Source organism: Lentzea sp. NPDC003310, assembly GCF_040610935.1.
Taxonomy (GTDB): domain Bacteria; phylum Actinomycetota; class Actinomycetes; order Mycobacteriales; family Pseudonocardiaceae; genus Lentzea.
This window is the reverse complement of sequence record NZ_JBEXNC010000011.1, coordinates 45,644-65,526: the sequence shown is the minus strand read 5'-3', so window position 1 is coordinate 65,526 and position 19,883 is coordinate 45,644. Positions and strand designations below refer to the sequence as shown.

General features: G+C 70.1%; 20 protein-coding genes and 1 pseudogene. 3 read left to right on the top strand and 18 right to left on the bottom strand.

What is annotated here, in order from left to right; all coding sequences use genetic code 11:
• Nucleotides 1–206: 206 nt before the first annotated feature.
• From ABZX02_RS23300 to ABZX02_RS23285, 4 genes and pseudogenes are all read right to left on the bottom strand, one after another.
• Nucleotides 207–803 (bottom strand): response regulator transcription factor, encoded by a 597-nt coding sequence (locus tag ABZX02_RS23300; RefSeq protein WP_030471988.1) that lies wholly within the window; start codon nt 801–803, stop codon nt 207–209.
• An 81-nt stretch (nt 804–884) separates the two neighbouring features.
• Nucleotides 885–1,781 carry a hypothetical protein gene (locus ABZX02_RS23295; RefSeq protein WP_355300669.1) on the bottom strand — a complete coding sequence of 299 codons (897 nt, stop codon included), beginning with the start codon at nt 1,779–1,781 and terminating at the stop codon, nt 885–887.
• Nucleotides 1,782–1,815: 34 nt separating this feature from the next.
• The gene (locus ABZX02_RS23290) at nt 1,816–2,415 is read right to left on the bottom strand and encodes a hypothetical protein (RefSeq protein ID WP_355301074.1); all 600 of its coding nucleotides are present in this window, start codon (nt 2,413–2,415) and stop codon (nt 1,816–1,818) included.
• A gap of 105 nt (nt 2,416–2,520) precedes the next feature.
• Nucleotides 2,521–2,754: pseudogene (locus tag ABZX02_RS23285) on the bottom strand (MerR family transcriptional regulator); the annotation flags it as partial.
• A gap of 180 nt (nt 2,755–2,934) precedes the next feature.
• Here ABZX02_RS23285 and ABZX02_RS23280 point away from each other — a divergent pair.
• Nucleotides 2,935–3,231 carry a WhiB family transcriptional regulator gene (locus tag ABZX02_RS23280; RefSeq protein WP_089915132.1) on the top strand — a complete coding sequence of 99 codons (297 nt, stop codon included), beginning with the start codon at nt 2,935–2,937 and terminating at the stop codon, nt 3,229–3,231.
• 102 nt (nt 3,232–3,333) lie between these two features.
• Here the strand turns inward: ABZX02_RS23280 and groL are convergent, their stop codons facing one another.
• Together groL and groES are read right to left on the bottom strand one after the other, a co-directional pair.
• Entirely contained in the window at nt 3,334–4,962 is a 1,629-nt protein-coding gene (gene groL / locus ABZX02_RS23275; RefSeq protein ID WP_355300668.1) for a chaperonin GroEL, read from the bottom strand.
• An 84-nt stretch (nt 4,963–5,046) separates the two neighbouring features.
• Complete coding sequence (gene groES, locus ABZX02_RS23270) at nt 5,047–5,340, bottom strand: co-chaperone GroES (RefSeq protein WP_030478362.1); 294 nt, start codon at nt 5,338–5,340, stop codon at nt 5,047–5,049.
• Nucleotides 5,341–5,551: 211 nt separating this feature from the next.
• Between groES and ABZX02_RS23265 the strand changes: the two genes are divergently transcribed.
• Complete coding sequence (locus ABZX02_RS23265; protein ID WP_355300667.1) at nt 5,552–7,018, top strand: alkaline phosphatase D family protein; 1,467 nt, start codon at nt 5,552–5,554, stop codon at nt 7,016–7,018.
• A gap of 3 nt (nt 7,019–7,021) precedes the next feature.
• On the opposite strand, the gene ABZX02_RS23260 is transcribed toward ABZX02_RS23265, so the two are convergent.
• From ABZX02_RS23260 to tsaB, 6 genes are read right to left on the bottom strand one after another with little or no spacing between them, the layout of a single operon-like run.
• Nucleotides 7,022–8,275, bottom strand: a complete 1,254-nt coding sequence (locus tag ABZX02_RS23260) for a hypothetical protein (protein WP_355300666.1) — start codon at nt 8,273–8,275, stop codon at nt 7,022–7,024.
• Entirely contained in the window at nt 8,268–8,711 is a 444-nt protein-coding gene (locus ABZX02_RS23255) for a GtrA family protein (protein ID WP_355300665.1), read from the bottom strand. The genes ABZX02_RS23260 and ABZX02_RS23255 overlap by 8 nt, the downstream gene beginning before the upstream one ends.
• Complete coding sequence (locus ABZX02_RS23250) at nt 8,708–9,697, bottom strand: glycosyltransferase family 2 protein (protein WP_355300664.1); 990 nt, start codon at nt 9,695–9,697, stop codon at nt 8,708–8,710. Before ABZX02_RS23250 ends, ABZX02_RS23255 begins: the two co-directional genes overlap by 4 nt.
• A 37-nt stretch (nt 9,698–9,734) precedes the next feature.
• Nucleotides 9,735–10,790 (bottom strand): tRNA (adenosine(37)-N6)-threonylcarbamoyltransferase complex transferase subunit TsaD, encoded by a 1,056-nt coding sequence (gene tsaD / locus ABZX02_RS23245; protein ID WP_355300663.1) that lies wholly within the window; start codon nt 10,788–10,790, stop codon nt 9,735–9,737.
• Nucleotides 10,783–11,241, bottom strand: a complete 459-nt coding sequence (rimI, locus tag ABZX02_RS23240) for a ribosomal protein S18-alanine N-acetyltransferase (RefSeq protein ID WP_355300662.1) — start codon at nt 11,239–11,241, stop codon at nt 10,783–10,785. The genes tsaD and rimI overlap by 8 nt, the downstream gene beginning before the upstream one ends.
• Nucleotides 11,238–11,918, bottom strand: coding sequence for a tRNA (adenosine(37)-N6)-threonylcarbamoyltransferase complex dimerization subunit type 1 TsaB (gene tsaB, locus ABZX02_RS23235; RefSeq protein ID WP_355300661.1), 681 nt, complete (start codon nt 11,916–11,918; stop codon nt 11,238–11,240). Before tsaB ends, rimI begins: the two co-directional genes overlap by 4 nt.
• Before the next feature lie 74 nt (nt 11,919–11,992).
• On the opposite strand from tsaB, the gene ABZX02_RS23230 reads away from it, so the two are divergent.
• Nucleotides 11,993–13,342, top strand: coding sequence for an acyl-CoA synthetase (locus ABZX02_RS23230; RefSeq protein WP_355300660.1), 1,350 nt, complete (start codon nt 11,993–11,995; stop codon nt 13,340–13,342).
• 57 nt (nt 13,343–13,399) lie between these two features.
• Here the strand turns inward: ABZX02_RS23230 and ABZX02_RS23225 are convergent, their stop codons facing one another.
• The 6 genes from ABZX02_RS23225 to glmS form a co-directional block, all read right to left on the bottom strand.
• A complete protein-coding gene (locus ABZX02_RS23225; RefSeq protein WP_355300659.1) occupies nt 13,400–13,747 on the bottom strand; it encodes a hypothetical protein in 348 nt (115 codons plus the stop codon).
• A 63-nt stretch (nt 13,748–13,810) separates the two neighbouring features.
• A complete protein-coding gene (gene tsaE, locus ABZX02_RS23220; protein ID WP_355300658.1) occupies nt 13,811–14,269 on the bottom strand; it encodes a tRNA (adenosine(37)-N6)-threonylcarbamoyltransferase complex ATPase subunit type 1 TsaE in 459 nt (152 codons plus the stop codon).
• The gene (locus tag ABZX02_RS23215; RefSeq protein ID WP_355300657.1) at nt 14,266–15,363 is read right to left on the bottom strand and encodes an alpha/beta hydrolase; all 1,098 of its coding nucleotides are present in this window, start codon (nt 15,361–15,363) and stop codon (nt 14,266–14,268) included. Before ABZX02_RS23215 ends, tsaE begins: the two co-directional genes overlap by 4 nt.
• Nucleotides 15,360–16,445 carry an alanine racemase gene (alr, locus tag ABZX02_RS23210; RefSeq protein WP_355300656.1) on the bottom strand — a complete coding sequence of 362 codons (1,086 nt, stop codon included), beginning with the start codon at nt 16,443–16,445 and terminating at the stop codon, nt 15,360–15,362. Before alr ends, ABZX02_RS23215 begins: the two co-directional genes overlap by 4 nt.
• Before the next feature lie 131 nt (nt 16,446–16,576).
• Entirely contained in the window at nt 16,577–17,959 is a 1,383-nt protein-coding gene (locus tag ABZX02_RS23205) for an NAD(P)H-hydrate dehydratase (protein ID WP_355300655.1), read from the bottom strand.
• Complete coding sequence (glmS, locus tag ABZX02_RS23200) at nt 17,960–19,819, bottom strand: glutamine--fructose-6-phosphate transaminase (isomerizing) (protein WP_355300654.1); 1,860 nt, start codon at nt 19,817–19,819, stop codon at nt 17,960–17,962. It abuts the gene before it with no gap.
• Nucleotides 19,820–19,883: the final 64 nt, after the last annotated feature.

The window sequence follows — 19,883 nt, the reverse complement described above, 5'->3', positions numbered from 1 at the left end:
TTCTGTTCATAGGTGGGGTATGGACACCCCGAGTGAACAGCAGACACGCCCGAACGGCTTACAGCCCGGCGACATTGTCACCGGGCTGGGCTAAATGCGCATCCTGAGGGGGTCACCGCGCGCACGGGGTGAGCCCACTCACGCCACCGGCTCCGCTTCCCCACATGCGGCATATGAGGATGCGGAGCCGGTGCGGCAAGAGCGACCTACTGGACGAGGCCTCGCCGGAAGCCGTGCGCGACCGCCTGAGCGCGGTCACGGACACCGAGCTTGCGGAAGAGACGACGGGCGTGCGTCTTCACCGTGTCCTCCGACAGGTAGAGCTCGCGACCGATCTGGCCGTTGCTCTTGCCCTGGCTCATGCCCCGCAGCACCTGGAGCTCGCGCTCCGTGAGCTGCACGCCGGGGTCGGAGGGCTGACGAGGCGCCGGCACCGAGGTGCTGGCGAGCGTGTGCGCGAGGGCTGCCACAAGCTCGGGACGCGACGCGTCCCACCTCAGGTAGCCGCGGGCACCGCCGGCGATCGCCGCGGCGATGCTCCCGGCGTCGTCGGGTGCGCCGAAGACGATGACGTTTGCCTGCGGGTTCGCAGAGACGAGCCGACGGGTTGCTTCAACCCCGGTCGGGACGGCGCGCTGGGTTCCCACCAGGACGACGTCGACCGGCTGCCTTGAAAAGCGAGCCAACAACTCGTCACCGTGCGCTACGCAGTCGATGCGGCTAACCCCGGGGACAGCCGACATCACGCGGGTGAGACCCTCCCGCACACTGCGCCGGTCGTCGCAAATAAGGACCGTGGTCACGGGGACTCCTTTCCTGCAGCCGAGTGACGTTCCATCTCCCCTATCGGACGCTGGAGGCCCGACCTTGACACGATCCGGTGCTTAATCCGTCAAGAAGTTCATCTGAGGGTCTGCGTTCGGGGGTTCCCCGGAACGGAGCAGCCCGGTCGGCACCCACGGGGAATCAAGGGCGACCTGTCGGCTGACGGGATCAGCTCTCCGTAACACGCAGCTCAGAGCCTCAGTCGCCCGGTCGATGGCGGTTGCGCCCACCGTGGGGGCATGGCCCACCAGGACGAGAGCGCTCGGCCAGATCAACGGTTGAAGGCCTTTTTCGGCGCTGTGATTTAGGTCACACTCCACTAGTTCGACTCCTCTTTTCAGGCCGTCGGGGGTCCCCCACACGACCAACGAGGTGCCCAGGACGAGTGCCGACTTGAGCTCGTGCCGCAGCGCCTTCCGGCTCGTCGCGACGCCGTACGCCGCCTCGGCGGGTGCCACGGCGGCCTCGGCCCGGCCGGACGCCAGCTCGATCTCGGCTGCCACCCAGCCCCGCCGGACCTCACCCCGCCACGAGTGCGTCTCAACTCGTGCGAGCAACCTCCCGGCCTCCTCCAGGCGTTGAGCACCGAGCGAATCGGCGGCGAGGCCGAGCAGGGCGTCGGTCCGGGCGCCCGCGGGGTCGACGCCGTCGGGGTCGGCCGCACCGCCGTCCGGAACGCGCGCGAGGGCGGCGCCGTCGAGAGCACGGGCGAGGTGGTGCGCGCCCAGCTGGCGGTGGTGCGACGCGCGAGTCGAGAGGGACAGGGACGCGATCACCGGGTCGGGGTCGTGCCGGAGCGCGTCCAACGCGGTGGCCGCGGCGGCGTAGTGGCCCTGGCCGCCCAGGACGACGGCGGCGAGCCACCGGACGCGCGCGCTGGAGGCGGCGAGGGCGGACCACACGTCGAGGTCGGGCGCGTCGCCGAAGGCGGCGCGACGCAGCTCTGCTTCGGTCACGGGGACGAGTCTGCCGTCCGGCACCGACAAAAAATCACGTGACCGCGGCTTCGACCGCGTCCACGGCGGCCGCCAGGTCCTCCACGCGTTCGGCGGGCGACGTCACGACCCCGCGCCGCCACCCCGGCCCGCCCACGAACAGCCGCACCTGCTGCCGGGTCCGGGGCAGCGCCGAGATCACCCCCGGATCGGCGTACCGCGGCAGCTGCGCCCACAGCACCACCGCGGCGGGCGCGGTGCGGCGCACGGCTGCGGCGAGCGCCTCCATCGGCAGCGCGGCGCCGAGCTGCCGCACCACCACGCCTCGACGGGCCAGCTCGGCAGCCAATGGGTAGAGAGGAAGGTTGTGCCTCTCCTCCGGCATGCAGGCGAGCAACACGGGCCGATGGTTGCGCCCCGCGGTCACGAGCGGTGTGGCGCGCACGAACGCCGCGAGCACGCACTCGTTCAGCAGGTGCTCGACCTCGACGCCGGCGCCGGACAGCTGCCACTTCGCGGCGACGGCGGTCAGCACCGGGCGGACGACCTCGTTCCACGTGGCGACCACGCCGTCGGAGGCGAGCGAGTCGGCGAGCATCTCCTGGACGGCGATCGAGTCCATCGCGACCGCCGCACGCCCCAGTCCGCGCGCCAAACGAGACGCTCCGGGCATTTTCAGCCCGCGACCACCCGATGGTGCGACGGGGACCACTCCGTGTGTGATCGACGATTTCGATTCCAGCGCGAAACGGGCCGCCTCGGCGGAGGACGCGCCGCGCAGAAGTGCGCGTTGCATCAATTCCAGGCGCGCCACGTCCGGAGGCCCGTATTTCCGGTGCCGCCCCACGGTGTGGCCGGTCGGACCGAGGCCGTAGCGCCGGTCCCAGGTGCGGAGGGTGGCGGGAGCCACGCCGAGTCGCCTGGCCACCGCGGCCACTGAGAGAAGGGGCTCAGTCGTGTGACTCCCGGCAGAGGAGCGCTCCGGCGGTGTCATCACGAGAGCCATGTTCCGTTCACCTCATCCGGGCGGCAACTCCGGGCGGTGAGTGATCGAACACGCGTGCCGTCACCCATCAGTTGATAAGGGTCTTCTGCCTCTTGAACAAGTTTTGACGCGGTTCTACGGTGGATCATCGTTAAGCCGAATGGAGCAGTCGTCACGGAGGCGGTCTCGATGGCGGACACCCGAAGGCTCCCCGGTCCCAACGCAGATCTGTGGGACTGGCAGATGCGCGGTTCGTGCCGGGGCATGGACAGTGCGTTCTTCTTCCACCCCGACGGCGAACGGGGTCCGGCGAGAGCCCGGCGGGAGGCCCGCGCCAAGGCGGTCTGCCTCGCCTGCCCGGTGCTGGAGATGTGCCGCAAACACGCGCTCGCCGTGCAGGAACCGTACGGAATCTGGGGTGGACTCTCGGAATCCGAGCGCGACCACATCATCAAGGCACGAAAGCGACAATTGGCAATCGTTTAAAACGAAACGGGCGACGCTGGGAAGCGCCGCCCGTTTCGTTCGTTCTCAAAAAATGGCGAGCCTGTTCGAGCTCGCCGTCCCGCCGGAGGCGGGACAGAAAACTCAGTGGCCGTGCCCGTGACCGTGGCCGTGGCCGGCGGCGGCCGAGGTCGGCTCCTCCGCCTTCTTCTCCACGACGGCGCTCTCGGTCGTCAGCACCATGCGCGCGATCGAGGCGGCGTTGGCGACAGCCGAACGCGTGACCTTGACCGGGTCGATGATGCCCTGCTCCAGCAGGTCGCCGTACTCGAGCGTGGCGGCGTTGATGCCGAAGCCCCACTCGCCCTCGCGGACCTTGTTCACCACGACGGCGCCTTCGAGGCCCGCGTTCGCAGCGATCCAGAACAGCGGCGCGGACAGGGCCTTCGCGACGAGCGCGACACCCGTGGCCTCGTCACCGGTCAGGTCGAGGCCGCCGTCGAGCACCTTGGAGCCGTGCACGAGAGCGGAGCCACCGCCGGGGACGATGCCCTCCTCGACCGCGGCCTTCGTAGCGGCGACCGCGTCCTCGATGCGGTGCTTGCGCTCCTTGAGCTCGGTCTCGGTGGCGGCGCCGACCTTGATCACGGCGATGCCGCCGGAGAGCTTCGCGAGGCGCTCCTGGAGCTTCTCGCGGTCCCAGTCGGAGTCCGTGGCCTCGATCTCGCGGCGCAGCTGCTCCGCGCGGCCGGCGATGTCGGCCTTGGTGCCGCCGCCGTCGACGATCGTGGTGTCGTCCTTGGTCACGACGACGCGGCGGGCGGAGCCCAGCTGCTCGAGCGTGGTCTCGGACAGCTTCAGGCCGATCTCCGAGGAGATGACCTCGCCACCGGTGACGACCGCGAGGTCGTCCAGGAACGCCTTGCGGCGGTCGCCGAAGAACGGCGCCTTCACGGCGACGACCTTCAGGGTCTTGCGGACGGCGTTGACCACCAGCGTGGACAGGGCCTCGCCCTCGACGTCCTCGGCGACGATCAGCAGCGGCTTGCCGGACTCCGCGACCTTCTCGAGGATCGGGAGGACGTCGGCCAGGGCCGAGATCTTCTCGCGGTGCAGCAGGATGCGGACGTCTTCGTAGACGGCCTCCTGCGCCTCGAGGTCGGTCGAGAAGTGCGTCGACACGTAGCCCTTGTCGAACTGCACGCCCTCGGTGATCGCGAGCTCGGTCGCGAGCGTGGACGACTCCTCGACGGTGATGACACCGTCCTCGCCGACGCGCTCGATGGCCTCGCCGAGCAGGGCGCCGATGGACTCGTCGCGCGACGAGACCGTGCCGACCTGCGCGATGTTCTCGCGGCCCTTGACCGGGGTGGCCTTGCCCTTGAGCGCGTCCACGACGGCGTCGGCGGCGGCCTGGATGCCCCGGCCGAGCGCGGTCGGGTTGGCGCCCGCGGCGATGTTGCGCAGGCCTTCCTTGACCAGCGCCTGCGCCAGCACGGTGGCGGTGGTGGTGCCGTCACCCGCGACGTCGTTGGTCTTGGTGGCGACCGACTTGGCGAGCTGCGCGCCGAGGTTCTCGAACGCGTCGTCCAGCTCGATCTCGCGGGCGATCGTCACACCATCGTTGGTGACCGTCGGGCCACCGAACTTCTTGTCGAGCACGACGTGGCGGCCGCGCGGGCCAAGGGTGACCTTGACCGTGTCCGCGAGCTTGTTGACGCCGCGCTCGAGGGCCCGACGAGCGTCCTCGTCGAAGCTGATCTGCTTGGGCATTTACCTCAAAGCCTCTCTGGGTAGCGAAACGCCCCGGCGACCCCGGGATGGGGCGCCGGGGCGTCAGGCATGACAGCCAGCGTCTTAGTTGACGACGGCCAGCACGTCGCGGGCGGAGAGGATCAGGTACTCCTCGCCGTTGTACTTGACCTCGGTGCCGCCGTACTTCGAGTAGATGACGACGTCGCCGACAGCCACGTCCAGCGGAACGCGGTTGCCCTTGTCGTCGATGCGGCCGGGACCCACCGCGAGGACCTTGCCCTCCTGGGGCTTCTCCTTCGCGGTGTCCGGGATCACGAGGCCGGAGGCAGTGGTCGTCTCGGCCTCGGAGGCCTGAACGACGATCTTGTCCTCGAGCGGCTTGATGTTCACGCTCACCGGGATGACCTCCACGGGTCGTTGGCAGGTTCGAATTAACGGCTCCTGCCACCCCGCCGTCGCGGGGGTCGGGGCGGTGCTGGTGCCGTGCAGTTGGCACTCTACCCACGAGAGTGCCAAGCCTTCAACGAGACCCCCGAACCGATCACCATCCGGGAGCCGTATTCAGGGCATGTCCCCGTTGACGCGCCGAACGCTGCTGCTCGCAGGCGTGGCAGGAGTCACAGCGTTCTCGGCCACCGCCTCGGCCCGGCCCGGCGACCCTTTCACACTCGGTGTGGCCTCGGGCGACCCGGCACCCGACGAGGTGGTCCTGTGGACCCGGCTCGCCGTCGAACCGCTCGCCGAGGACGGTCTGGGAGGTATGCCGAGCCGTCCGATCGAGGTCCTGTGGCAGGTCTCCGAGGACGAGAGGTTCACCCGAATCGTGCAGCACGGCTCCACCACGGCTCGACCGGAGGAGGCGCACAGCGTCCACGTGGAGCTCGTCGGACTGGAGCCCGGCCGCGAGTACTTCTACCGCTTCAAGGCCCTCAACCACCTCTCGCGGACGGGCCGTACGCGCACGGCGCCCCCTAGGGACGCGCTGCGCGTACCGCTGACGATGGCCTTCGCGTCGTGCGCGCAGTACGAGCACGGCTACTTCACGGCGTACCAGCGCATGGCGGAGGACGAGCCGGACCTGGTCCTGCACCTCGGCGACTACACGTACGAGTACGAGGCCGGCATCCACGTCGCCCCGAGCGGCAACGTCCGGCACGTCGAGGGCCCGACCACCGTCACCCTCGCGGGCTACCGGCGGCGGCAGGCGCAGTACAAGACCGATCCCGACTTGCAGGCCGCGCACGCCGTGGCGCCCTGGTCGGTGATCTGGGACGACCACGAGATCGACAACAACTGGGCGGGCCTGCTGCCGGACAAGCCGCAGCCGGACTTCCCCGCGCGCCGGGCCGCGGCCATCCAGGCGTACTACGAGAACATGCCTTTGCGCAGGTCATCAAGGCTGTACCGGCGGATCGGCTGGGGCGCGCTGGCCACGTTCCACATGCTCGACACCCGTCAGTACCGAACCGACCAGGCCTGCGGGGACGGCCTGCAGCTCTGCCCCGAGCGCCTCGAACCCGAGCGCACGATGCTCGGCGCGGCGCAGGAGGAGTGGCTGTTCGACGGCCTGCGCGGTTCCCAGGCGCGCTGGGACGTGCTCGGCCAGCAGGTGTTCTTCTCGCAGTACGACTACATCCCCGGCGAGGTCGACAAGTTCCTGCTGGACGCGTGGGACGGCTACGTGGCCGACCGGGACCGGGTCGTCGCGCGGTTCGCCGACGTGCGGAACCCGGTCGTGCTGACCGGCGACGTGCACGCGGCGTGGGGCGCGGAGGTGAAGGAGCGGTGGAGCGACCCGTCGTCGAGGACCCTCGCGACCGAGCTGGTCACGACCTCGATCACGGCCGGCGGCGACGGTTCGGAGGAGTACGCCGAGACGCCGCTGTGGCTGCGCGAGAACCCGCACGTGAAGTACTTCAACAACCGCCGCGGGTACACGCTGACGAGGTTCACGCCCGATGAACTGCGCACGGACTTCCGCGGTCTTGAGTACGTGACGAGGCCCGGCTCCCCGATCTCCACGAAGGCGTCTTTCGCGGTGGAAGACCGGAGGCCGGGCCTCAACAAGCTGTGAAGATCAGCCGGACCAGTTGCCCGACACGAACATCAGGTACATCAGGGTCTGCACGACCAGGCCTGAGTACATGACCACGTACGTCGCCGGCTTCAACGCGGCCACGCGCTGCCCGAGCAGCACCAGCGCGAGGTAGATGCCGAAGCACGGCAGCAGGTACCGGTGCACGGACACCAGGTTGCCGTTCAGCGTGAGCATGACCGTCGAGGCGAACCCGAACAGCGCGACCGGCACCAGTTCGTTGCGCCGCACCGCCAGCAGGTAGATCGAGCCTGCGATCAGCAGGACCATGCCGGCGAACGGGATGACGTGGTTCGTCAGGTTCCACGCGGTGAGCTCGGCGGGGATGGTCAGGTTGTTGATCGAGATCTGGAACTCGTTCCAGAGCGTGCCGAAGATGTTCGGGTTGAACTTGTGGTACGACCAGGCAGGGGCCTTCTCGTACGCCGACGTCATGCCCAGCGGGTCGCCGACCAGGATCTTCAGGTACAGCGCGAAGCCCAGGAAGCCCACCGCGCTCGCCGGGAACCACAGCAGGTGCCACGACAGCAGGCCGCGGAACTTCCACTCCTTGCTGCGCCAGAACTCCAGGAAGCACAGGCCGACGAACAGCACGGCGGTGATCCGCACGCCGGTCAGCGGCATCAGGCACAGGCCCATGAAGACCCACTGCCGGCGCAGCGCGAAGAGGTACGCCCAGAAGCCGAGGGCGATGAACACGGCCTCGCTGTAGAACGCGTGCAGGAAGTACGCCGACGGCCAGGTCAGCATCAGCATCACGACGAGCCACGGAGCGCGCTCGCCGGTCAGGAACGTCCTGGCGATCTTGAGCAGCGCCACCGCGCCGAGCCAGGTGGCGACCGTGTTCACGATGATGCCCGCGGCGAGCGTCCCGATCTTGGCGAAGAACGCCATCTTCACGAGCCACACGAACAGCGGGAAGACCGGGTAGAACGCCTGCGACGTCGGCACGTTCTGGTACGCCGTGCCCTCGGCGATGCCGGTGAAGTTCTCGGCGTCCCAGCGGTGCGTGTGCGACAGCAGCGTGTCGACCGACCGCGACGAGATCGGCGTGCCCTCGAAGATCGGCAGCAGTGGTTCGAGGACGCGGCCGAGCACGGTCATGAAGACCTGCCAGGCGAACACCAGGAGGAAGACCTTCGCGAAGTCGCCCGTCAGCGCGGTCTTCCACCGGGGAGCGGGTCGGGTCGTCTCGTCGGCGACGACCTCCGGCTCGCGGATCGCGGTGTCAGTCATGAACGGGTTCCTTTGCAGGCTCTTCAACCGGCTCTGCCGGGCGGAACACGAGCTTGCTGTAGAGCACGTAGTTCCAGACGAGTGCGACGCAGATGCCCGCGAACTTGGGCGCCGCGATGGCGAGGGTCTCGGGCAGACCGGAGAAAAGACCGCGCGTCGCCATGATCATCAGCGGCTGGATGACCCACAGGCCGATGCCCGTGACCAGCACGAACAGCACGATCTGCCGGACGGCGCCGCCGCCCGACGCGCGGAACGTGAAGCTGCGGTTGAGCGTGAAGCTGAGCGCCATGCCCATCGTCGTCGAGATCAGGTTCGCGATCACCAGCGGCGTGCCGAGCGCGAACAGCACCGTGTAGCCGACCAGGTCGACGAGGGTGTTGCCGATGCCGACCAGGGCGAAGCGCAGTTGCTGGGCGCTCAGCAGCCGCTTCACGGCGCGAGGGCCCTGGCGTCGTTCGGCACCGGCACGGCCGTCGCGGTGCGCACCGAGGCCACGCTGTAGAGCGGCCGCGCCTGCACCTCCGTGTAGATGCGGCCGATGTAGCTGCCGAGCACGCCCAGCATGATCAGCTGGATGCCGCCGAGGAAGAACACGGCGCTGGTGATGAACGCCCAACCGGGGACGGCGGTGTCCGGCAGGAACAGCTTCACGCCGACGACGTAGCAGATGCCGAGGAACGCGAGCATCGAGATGAAGTAGCCGACCTTCGAGATCAGCTTCAGCGGTGCGGCGGAGAAGCCGACGATGCCGTCCGCGGCGAACCGCAGCATCTTGCGCAGCGGGTAGCCGGTGACGCCCGCGTGCCGCTTGTCGCGGTCGAACTGGACGGCGGTCTGCTTGAAGCCGATGAAGCTGACGAGGCCGCGCAGGAACCGGTTGTGCTCGCGGAACTTGCGCAGCTCCTCGACGACCTTGCGGTCGATCAGGCGGAAGTCGCCGGTGTTCTCCGGGATGTCGATGTCCGCGACCTTGCGCAGGAACCAGTAGAACGCCCGCGCGGTGGCCTTCTTGAACGCCGTGTCCTGGCGCGAGCGGCGCTGGGCGTAGACGACCTCGTAGCCCTGCTCCCACTTCTCGATCAGCTCGAGGCTGACCGCGGGCGGGTCCTGCATGTCGCTGTCCATGATGATCACGGCGTCGGCGTCCGCGAGGTCGAGCCCCGCGGTCACGGCGAGCTGGTGACCGAAGTTGCGCGCCAGGTCGATGACGGTGACCCGGTCGTCGGCGTCCGCGACGGCGTTGAGCAGGTCCAGCGAGTTGTCGCGGCTGCCGTCGTTGACGTAGATGAAGTTGACCCGGTACCGGTCCTCGAGCGGCTTGACGACCTCGGAGACCGTCTTGTGCAGCAGATCGATGTTCCCGCCCTCGTTGTAGATCGGGAACAGGTACGTGATCGTGCGCATGGGTTCAGCGCTCACCGCTTACTCCAAGATTCAGGTCCGCCCAGGAATGGCGTCAGAGTATCTGCACCGTGTTCACGGGCAGACCGGGCGTCGTCGAGAGGTCCATCGGGGACGGCTTGGCGCCCGCCGCGACCAGGTGGGCACCGAGCGCGGCGATCATCGCGCCGTTGTCGGTGCACAGCCGCGGCCGGGGCACGCGCAGCTCGATGCCGGCCTCGGCGCAGCGCTCGGCCGCGAGTCCGCTCAGGCGCGAGTTCGCCGCGACTCCACCGGAGATGACGAGCGTGCCGACGTCCAGGTCCTTCGCGGCCCGGATCGCCTTGGCGGTCAGCACGTCCGCGACGGCCTCCTGGAACGACGCGGCGACGTCGGCCAGCGGGATCTCCTCGCCGGCGCGCTCGGCGCGTTCGACCCAGCGGGCGACCGAGGTCTTCAGGCCGGAGAACGAGAAGTCGTACTTCGCGTCGCGCGGGCCGGTGAGACCGCGCGGGAACGCGATCGCGCACCCGTTGCCCTGCTTGGCGAGCTTGTCGATGGGCGGGCCACCGGGGTAGGGCAGGTCGAGCAGCCGCGCGACCTTGTCGTACGCCTCACCCGCGGCGTCGTCCACCGTGGAGCCGATCTCGGTGATCGAGTTCGCGAGGCCGCCCTCGATCAGCAGCAGCTGCGAGTGGCCGCCGGAGACCAGCAGCGCGAGGCAGCGCTGGGGCAACGGGCCGTGCTGCAGCGTGTCCGCGGCGACGTGGCCCGCGAGGTGGTTCACGCCGTAGAGCGGCTTGTCGAGCGCGGCCGCGTACGCCTTCGCGGCGGACACGCCGACCAGCAGCGCGCCGGCGAGGCCGGGACCCGCGGTGACGGCGATGGAGTGGATCTGCGAGAGCTCGACCTGCGCGGCGTCGAGCGCCCGGCGCATGGTCGGCACGAGGGCCTCGAGGTGGGCGCGCGAGGCGACCTCGGGCACGACGCCGCCGAAGCGCGCGTGCTCCTCGACGCTCGAGGCGACCTCGTCGGCGAGCAGTTCGAGCGAGCCGTCCGGACCGAGGCGGACGATGCCGAAGCCCGTCTCGTCGCACGAGCTCTCGATGCCCAGGATCAAGCGGTCAGACATGCTGAGCTGGCCTTCCCATCGTGTACGCGTCGGCACCCGACGGCTGGTAGTAGCGGCGGCGCAGGCCGAGTTGCTCGAAGCCGTGCGCCTTGTACATCGCGATCGCGGGCTCGTTGTCCGTGCGGACCTCGAGGTAGACCGGCACGCCGATCTCGTCGACGCGGGCCAGCAGGTCCTTCAGCAGCGTCTTGCCGACGCCCCTGCCCTGCCAGTGCCCGATGACGGCGATGGTGTGCACGCTGGCCTCGTGCGGACCGGCGGCGAGCCCGGCGTAGCCGATCAGCTCACCGTCCGCGTACGCGCCCACGTAGTAGTTGCCGTTGTCGAGCTCGGTGTGGAACGCGTGCTCGCTCCACGGGTCGTCACCGGGGAACAACGCCAGTTCGATCTCGTGGCACTTGGGCACGTCGGCGTGCTGCAGAGGCGCGAGCGTGACGGTGCCGGTGGTCATGCCCTGGTCACCCGCTTGCGCCCGGTGGGCTCGACGGCGTCGGGCCGGCGCAGGTAGAGCGGGGTGAGGGCGGCCGGGCGGGCCTTCGCGAGCACCTCGGCGGCCGCGGCGGCGACCAGGCCCTCCGGGCTCGGGTGCCTGGCTGCCAGCGTCTCCAGACCGAGGACCTCGGCGTAGATCTCGGCGCCCTCGCCCGTCGCCTGGTGCACGCCCATCGCGGGCAGCTTCTCGGCGAGGTCCTGCGGGCGCTCGACGTGCGGGCCGTCCGTGCGGCGGCCGGCGGCGTCGTAGGCGGCCCAGTAGACCTCCTTGCGCCGCGCGTCGGTCGCGACGAGCAGCGGGTGACCGCTGGCGGCGTCCTTCGCGATGGCGTCGGTGGTGGCGACCGGGTAGACCGGGCGGTTCAGCGCCTGGCCGAGCGCGGCGGCGGTGGCGAGGCCGACCCGCAGGCCGGTGAACGGGCCGGGGCCGGCGCCGACGACGATCGCGTCGAGGTCGGCGTAGGTCTTGCCGGCTTCCTGCAGGGCATCGCTGATGTGCGGGGTGAGCAGCTCGCCGTGCGCCTTGGCGTTGAGCGTCACCCGCTTCGCGAGCAGGCGCGGCGGGGAGTCGGGCACGAGTTCGACCACACCGGCGGTGACTGCGGGGGTGGCCGTGTCGACGGCGAGCACTAGCACGATTGTCCAGAGTAGTACGTGTCTGAACGCACACTTCCGATGCGTCCTCTAGCCCCACGTTGGACGCTAGGGGGATGTTCGCTGAACCGAGTGACCGCGAGGCGTTGCGCTTCGGTGAGAAGTCTCTGACGTACGCCGAGTTGCACCAGGCCGCAGGCACTCTGGCATCGCGACTGAAGGGCAAGACTCGGGTAGCGGTTTGGGCGACCTCGACGCCGGAGACCTGTGTGTCCGTCGTAGCCGGACTGCTCGCGGGCGTCGCGATCGTGCCGCTCAACCCCAAGCTCGGCGAGCGCGAACTGGAGCACATCCTCTCCGACAGCCGGCCTAACCTGGTGCTCCGCGACGAACCACTGGTGTTCGGCGACGCCGGGACGTTCGACGAGCCCGGCCCCGAGACGCCGGCGCTGGTCATCTACACCTCCGGCACGACCGGCCCGCCGAAGGGCGTGGTGCTGCCGCGGCGGGCGCTGACCTCGAACGTCGACGCGCTGGCGAAGGCGTGGCAGTGGACCGCCGACGACGTGCTGGTGCACGGGCTGCCGCTGTTCCACGTGCACGGCCTGGGCATCGGGATCCTCGGCCCGCTGCGCCTCGGCGGGTCGGTGCGGCACGTGAAGTTCTCACCCGAGGCGATCGGCGACGAGCTCGCGACCGGCGCCACGATGATGTTCGGCGTCCCGACGATGTACCACCGCATCGCCGAGGCCGTGGAGAACAGCCGCGAGCTTGCCAACCGGTTCCGGAGTGCCCGCCTGCTGGTGTCCGGGAGTGCGGCGCTGCCCGCGAGCGACCACGAGCGGATCGCGCGGGCGACCGGGCAGGGCATCGTCGAGCGGTACGGGATGAGCGAGACGCTGATGAACGTCAGCGTGCGGTTCGACGGCGATCGCCGGCCGGGTGCGGTCGGGCTGCCGGTAGACGGTGTCGAGGTCCAGGTGGTGGACGAGCGGGGCCACGTCGTCGGGGACGGTGCGATCGGCGAGATCGAGGTGCGCGGACCGAACCTGTTCCTGGAGTACCTCAACCGTCCCGACGCGACCGAGGCGGCGTTCCGGGACGGGTGGTTCCGGACCGGCGACATGGCGGTGCGCGACCCCGACGGGTACGTGCGCATCGTCGGGCGGCGGGCCACGGACCTGATCAAGAGCGGCGGCTACAAGATCGGCGCGGGCGAGATCGAGAACGCCCTGCTGGAGCACCCGGCGGTGGCCGAGGTGGCGGTGACGGGCGAGCCTGATGACGACCTGGGCGAGCGGATCGTGGCCTGGGTGGTTCCAGCGGGCGAAGCGCCGGAACCATCGGCCCTGAGCGACCACGTCGCGAGGTTGCTGTCGCCGCACAAGCGGCCGCGGGTGGTGCGGTACCTGCAAGCCTTGCCGCGCAACGAGATGGGCAAGGTCCTCAAACGAGAGCTGTCCTGAGAGGACTGCCGACGGCCGACCGACGGGCTCGTTCGGCCGGCCGTCGACGTCAGTGACCTAGCGGCCGGACGTGTTGCCGTTGCAGGCGACGTACGACGGCGAGTGGTCGACCGTGAAGATCTCGAGCGGGCCGTTCCACTGCCACGGCGCGACGCACGCGTTGTTCAGCACGCTGATGCCGTGACCACCGGCGGCGTGGTTGTCGTTGCACGCGGCGTAGCCGGGGGCGTGACCCTCGTGCAGCAGCGAGGCCGGGCCGTTCCACTGCCACGGCGCGGCGCAGAGGTTGTCGGCAACGCTGATGCCACCGTCGTGGCGGTCGTGCTCGCCGGCGGAAGCGGGAGCAGCGGCCGCGAGCAGCGCACCGCCGATGACTGCGGTTGCGAAGAGCGTCTTCTTGATCATGCGGGGTTCATCGGCCGGTCACGCTCTGTCCTTAATGGACATCACCCGATGCGCCAGAAATCGTCACACAGGCAGGGGACGGTCGACCCATTCGCCGTGCGGAACGAGCTGAGCTGTGCGAACGTCGTCGATTCCGCGTTCGAGGCGGATCAGGAGATGATCTTCGTTCAGGCGTTCCGCGACGCCCTCTCCCCACTCGACGGCGACCACGGCGTCGACCAGGTCGGTGTCCAGGTCGAGGTCGTCCAACTCGTCCAGGTGACCCCCGAGCCGGTACGCGTCGACGTGCACCAGCCGCACGCCGCCCGCCTGCTCCGGCTCGTGCACGCGCGCGACGACGAACGTCGGCGAGGACACCCGGCCCTGCACGCCCATGCCGCGCGCCAGCCCGCGCACGAACGCCGTCTTCCCGGCACCCAGGGGCCCCGCGAGCAACAGGAGGTCGCCCGCGCGGACGAGTTCACCCAGCTTGCGGCCGAACTCCTCGGTGTCGGTCACCAGGGGCAGTTCGACGGTCTTCACGCTCGGCGCCACCACTTCTTCCGATTTCCTCCGCGATCGGTCGCGCACCGTTCGATCAGCGCGACCAGGTGGTCGTTGACGAGATCAGCCTGCTCCATCATCACCATGTGCCCGGCACCGGGGGCCCGGACGAGGGTGGCGTGGGGCATCTCCTCGGCCATCCGCTCGGCGTGCGAGAACGGCGTGAGCTTGTCCGCGTCGCCGCTCAGGATCAGCACCTCGCAGTGCCGCAGACCCGCGAGCGCCTTGTAGCGGTCGTGCGTGCCGAGGGTCTCCAGGAACTCGGTGAGCACCTTCACCGTGGTCCCGTTGATCATCTGCTCCATCAGGTCCACGAGGGACGGTGCCACCTTGCGGTCGCCGAACGCCCCCATGCGGATACCGCTCCAGGTGAGGCTCTTCGCGCTCTTGCGCACCCACTCGACGAGCCCCGGCTGCACCCCGGCGAGCCGGCCGACGCCGAGCGTCACGGGGTTGTAGCGCGACAGCACGGACTTCGGCAGACCCGCGCCGCCCACGGCTCCGGCGGCCGTGCCGACCAGCGCGACGCCGCGCACCCGTTCCTCGAAGAGCTCCGGGTGCTTCTCGGCCAGCGCCATGATCGTCATGCCGCCCATGGAGTGGCCGACGAGCACCAGCGGCCCCTCCGGCGCGATGGCCCTGATCACCGAGTCGAGGTCGAGCGCGAGCTGGTCGATCGTGCTGTTCTCGGCCGACGACCGTCCCGAACGGCCGTGGCTGCGCTGGTCGTAGAGGACCTGGTGGACGCGCGGGTCGATCAGCTCGGCGAGGTCGCGGCGCTGGAAGTGCCAGCAGCGGCGGTCCAGCGCGAACCCGTGCACCAGCACGACCGTGATGTCCGGCTCGCCGCCGTCGGCGGGGTCGACCTCCTCGACGGAGATCGGCACGCCGTCCTCGGCCGCCACCGTCGACTCGCGGTCGGGCCGCAGCTGTCCGAGCGGTTCGTCGGCGAGGCTGTCGGACGCGGTCTTGCGCTCGTGCGAGACCTTCGCGGTCTGCGCGACGGCGGCACCGGCGACGACGGCACCGACCGCGCCACCGACCCACCCGACGACCTTCCACACCGGCTTCACGTGTAGATCCTCCGCACCCGCGGCCGGTACATCCCGCAGACGATCTCGTAGTCGATCGTCCCGGTCAGCTCCGCCCACTCCGTCGCCGTCGGCTCCCCCCGGCTCCCGTCGCCGAACAGGACGACCTCGGCACCCTCCGCGATCTCGTCGTCCCCGCAGTCCACGACGATCTGGTCCATGCAGACACGCCCCACCACCGGGCGGCGCCTCCCGTCCAGGAGCACCTCCATCCGGCCGGAGAGCGCCCGCGGGACACCGTCCGCATACCCGGCCGGCACCAGTGCCAGCGTCGTGTCCTTCGGCGCGGTCCATGTCATCCCGTAGGAGACGGACTCCCCTGCGGGGATACGTTTCGTGAGCGCCACGTGCGACCGGTAGCTCATGACGGGCCGGAGGTCGTGGTCGGTCGGCACGGGATTCAGGCCGTAGATCGCGATGCCGGGCCTGACGATGTCGAAGTGCAGGTCGGGCCTGGTCAGCAGGGCCGCGGAGTTCGCGATGTGCCGCTTGGGGTCGAGGCCGTGCGCCTTCGCGACCTCGTAGGCGTCGTCGAACCGCTTGGCCTGCAGGTCGATCGACGGGTCGCCGATCTCGTCGGCGGACGCGAGGTGCGACCAGATGGCCACGACCTCGTGCCTGCTCGCCTGCTCGACCAGCTCCGGCCAGTCCCTGGGCTGGCACCCGTTGCGGCTCAGGCCCGTGTCGATCTTCAGGTGGAGCCGGGGACGGGCGTCGGCCTCCTCGGCCGCGGCCTCGATCCGGCGCAGGTCGCTCAGCGAGGACACGGCCATGTCCACGTCGGCGGCGAGGCCCGCGGCGAGGTCCTCGTCCGGGGCGTCGAGCCAGGCGAGGATCGGGGACTGGATGCCAGCCGCGCGCAACGCGAGGGCTTCCTGCGTGCTGCAGGAACCGAGCCAGGTCGCACCGGCTTCGAGGGCGGCTCGGGCCACCTGGACGGCGCCGTGGCCGTACCCGTCCGCCTTGACGACGGCCATGGTCTCGGAGGACGGCGCGAGACCGGCGAGCAGGGCGACGTTGTGCCGCAGCGCGCCCAGGTCGACGACAACTTCTGATCGGGCCATAACCCGTCAATCGTGCCATGGCGGGCAGGAACAGGGACTATGGCACAGCTCGCACACCCGCCCGCGTTTCGCCGAGCGCGAAGCGGGGACCTGGCGACGACCGCCGGTACGGCGGCCCGCCAGGCCGCGGTCTAGCGCCCCCTGATCGCGCGGATCGCGTCCGGGATCGCCGCCATCAGCCCCGACGCGGGCACCGGCGCGCCGTCCGCCCCCAACTCCGCCGCCAGCACGTGCGCGTACGCCGCGTAGCCCGCCGCCAGGAACGGGTCCAGCCCGCTCGCCAGCAGTGCGCCGATCATCCCCGACAGCACGTCGCCGGACCCGGCCGTCGCGGGCCACGACGACGTCGCCGAGTTCACCAGCGCCCGTCCGTCCGGAGCGGCCACCACGGTCCGGTGCCCCTTCAGCAGCACCACGGCGTCGAACCGCTGGGCCGCCTTCCTGGCCGCGGCGACGCGATCCGCGCCCACCGGGCCGGCCAGGCGTTCGAACTCGCGGTCGTGCGGGGTGAGGACCAGGGGCGCGTCGGGGTCGCGGGCGTCCCACAGCGACGGGTTCGACGCGAGCAACGTGATGGCGTCCGCGTCGGCGATCGTCGGGACTCCCGCGTCCAGCACGGCCCGCAGGACCTCGGCGGACGACGGGCCGGTGCCCATGCCGGGGCCGACGACCCAGGCCTGGACGCGGCCCGCGTCGGTGATCGAACCCGTGCAGATCGTCTCGGGCCAGCGGGCGCGGATGGCGTCCGCGGCGGGACCGGCGTAGCGGACCATGCCCGAGGTCGCGAGGACGGCGGCGCCCGTGGAGAGCACGGCGGCGCCGGGGTAGGTGGAGCTGCCGGCGGCCACGCCCGTGACGCCCTGGGTGTACTTGTCGTCGGACGGGCCCGGCACCGGCCACCTGACGTCCGCGCGGTCGAGCAGGACGAAGTCCGGGTCCGCCGGCCTCAGGCCGATGTCGACCAGGTGGACCTCGCCGCAGTCCGCCAGGGCGTGGACCGGCTTCAGGCAGCCGAACGTGACGGTGGTGTGCGCGCGGACGTGCGGGCCGGAGATCTCGCCGGTGTCCGGGTCGATGCCGGACGGCAGGTCGACGGCCAGGATCGGCGTCTTCACCGACGCCACCAGTTCGGCCGCCTCGGGACGCAACGGGCCTCGGGCGGAGAGGCCCACGATGCCGTCGATCACCAGGTCCGGCGTGCCGACGTCCGTGACGATGCGGCCGCCGGCCCGGCGGAAGGCCGCAAGCCCCTCGGCGTGCGCCTTCTCGGGGTTCAGCAGCACGGCGGACACCGCGACACCGCGACGGCGCAGGAAGTAGCCGGCCCACAGGGCGTCACCGCCGTTGTTGCCCGCACCGACAAGCAACGTGACGCGACGTCGTCCGGCCAAGAGCCTCAGGGCGTGGGTGGCCACACCGAACGCGGCCTTGCGCATCAACGAGCCCGGCGGGACTACCGCCATGAGCTCCTCTTCAGCGGACTTGACGCGTTCGGTGTGCCAGACGCCTCTCACTCACTCGACGGTAACGGACTTCGCCAGGTTGCGAGGCTTGTCGACGTCGTAGCCGCGGGCGGTCGCGATCTCGGCCGCGAGCACCTGCAGCGGGATCGTCGAGATCAGCGGCTGCAGCAGCGTCGGGACCGCCGGGATCTCGATCAGGTGGTCGGCGAACGGGCGCACGGTCTCGTCGCCCTCCTCGGCGATCACGATCGTGCGGGCGCCGCGGGCCTGGATCTCGCTGATGTTCGACACCAGCTTCGAGTGCAGGACGGCACGGCCCTTCGGCGACGGCATGACGACGACGACCGGGAGACCCTCCTCGATCAGCGCGATCGGGCCGTGCTTGAGCTCGCCCGCCGCGAAACCCTCGGCGTGCATGTACGCGAGCTCCTTGAGCTTCAGAGCACCTTCGAGGGCCACCGGGTAGCCGACGTGGCGGCCGAGGAACAGCACCGCCTTCGAGTCCGCGAGCTCGCGACCGAGCGCCTTGACCTGGTCGATGGTGCCGAGCACGCGCCGCACGGCCTCGGGCATGGCCTCCAGCTCGTGGAACTCGCGGGCGACCTCGTCCGGGTACTTGGTGCCGCGGGCCTGCGCGAGGGCCAGGCCGACCAGGTAGTTCGCGGCGATCTGGGCGAGGAACGCCTTCGTCGACGCGACACCGATCTCCGGGCCGGCGTGCGTGTAGAGCACGGCGTCGGACTCGCGCGGGATCTGCGCGCCGTTGGTGTTGCAGACGGCCAGGACGCGGGCCTTCTGCGCACGGGCGTGGCGCACGGCCTCCAGCGTGTCCGCGGTCTCGCCGGACTGCGACACGGCGACGACGAGCGTGTCGCGGTCGAGCACCGGGTCGCGGTAGCGGAACTCGGAGGCCAGCTCGACCTCGACGGGCAGGCGGGTCCAGTGCTCGATCGCGTACTTCGCGACGAGACCGGAGTGGTAGGCCGAACCACAGGCGATGACGAAGACCTTGTCGACGTCGCGCAGGTCCTGGTCGCTCAACCGCTGCTCGTCGAGGACGATCCGGCCGTTCGCGAAGTGGCCGCGCAAGGTGTTCGCGAGCGCCTCCGGCTGCTCCTCGATCTCCTTGAGCATGAAGTACTCGTGGCCGCCCTTCTCGGCGGCGCTGAGGTCCCAGTTGACCGTGAACGGCTTGGCCTGCGCGGGCACGCCGTCGAAGTCGGTGACCTCGTAGCCGGAGCGGGTCAGCACGACCATCTGGTCCTGGCCCAGCTCGACGGCCTCCTTGGTGTGCGCGATGAACGCGGCCACGTCGCTCGCGACGAAGTACTCGTTGTCGCCGACGCCGACGACCAGCGGCGAGTTGCGGCGCGCGGCGACGACCGTGTCCGGCTCGTCGGCGTGCGTGAAGACGAGGGTGAACGCGCCCTCCAGGCGGTTCACGACCTTGCGCACGCTGGCGACCAGGTCGCCCTTCGTGTCGCCGTCCGCGTAGGCGAAGGACACGAGGTGCGCGACCGTCTCGGTGTCGGTGTCGGACGTCATCTCGACGCCGAGGCCCTCGAGCTCGGAGCGCAGGGCGAGGAAGTTCTCGATGATGCCGTTGTGCACCACGGCGACACGGTTCGTCGTGTCGCGGTGCGGGTGCGAGTTCCGGTCGATCGGCGCGCCGTGCGTCGCCCACCGCGTGTGCCCCATGCCGACGGTGCCCACGAAGTTCTCGCGACCCACCTCGTCGAGCAGCGTCTCCAGGTTCTGCAGCCGTCCGGCCTTGCGTTCGACGGCGAGGTCGTCGCCTGTCACGACCGCGACGCCCGCCGAGTCGTAACCCCGGTACTCGAGGCGCCTCAGCCCGTCCAGCACCACGTCGAGTGCCGACTGGTGACCCACGTATCCCACGATTCCGCACACGGGAAACAGACTAGCTAGACCACGCCACTAACCCTAATGAGTGAGCGAGCTACGTCACCGCAGG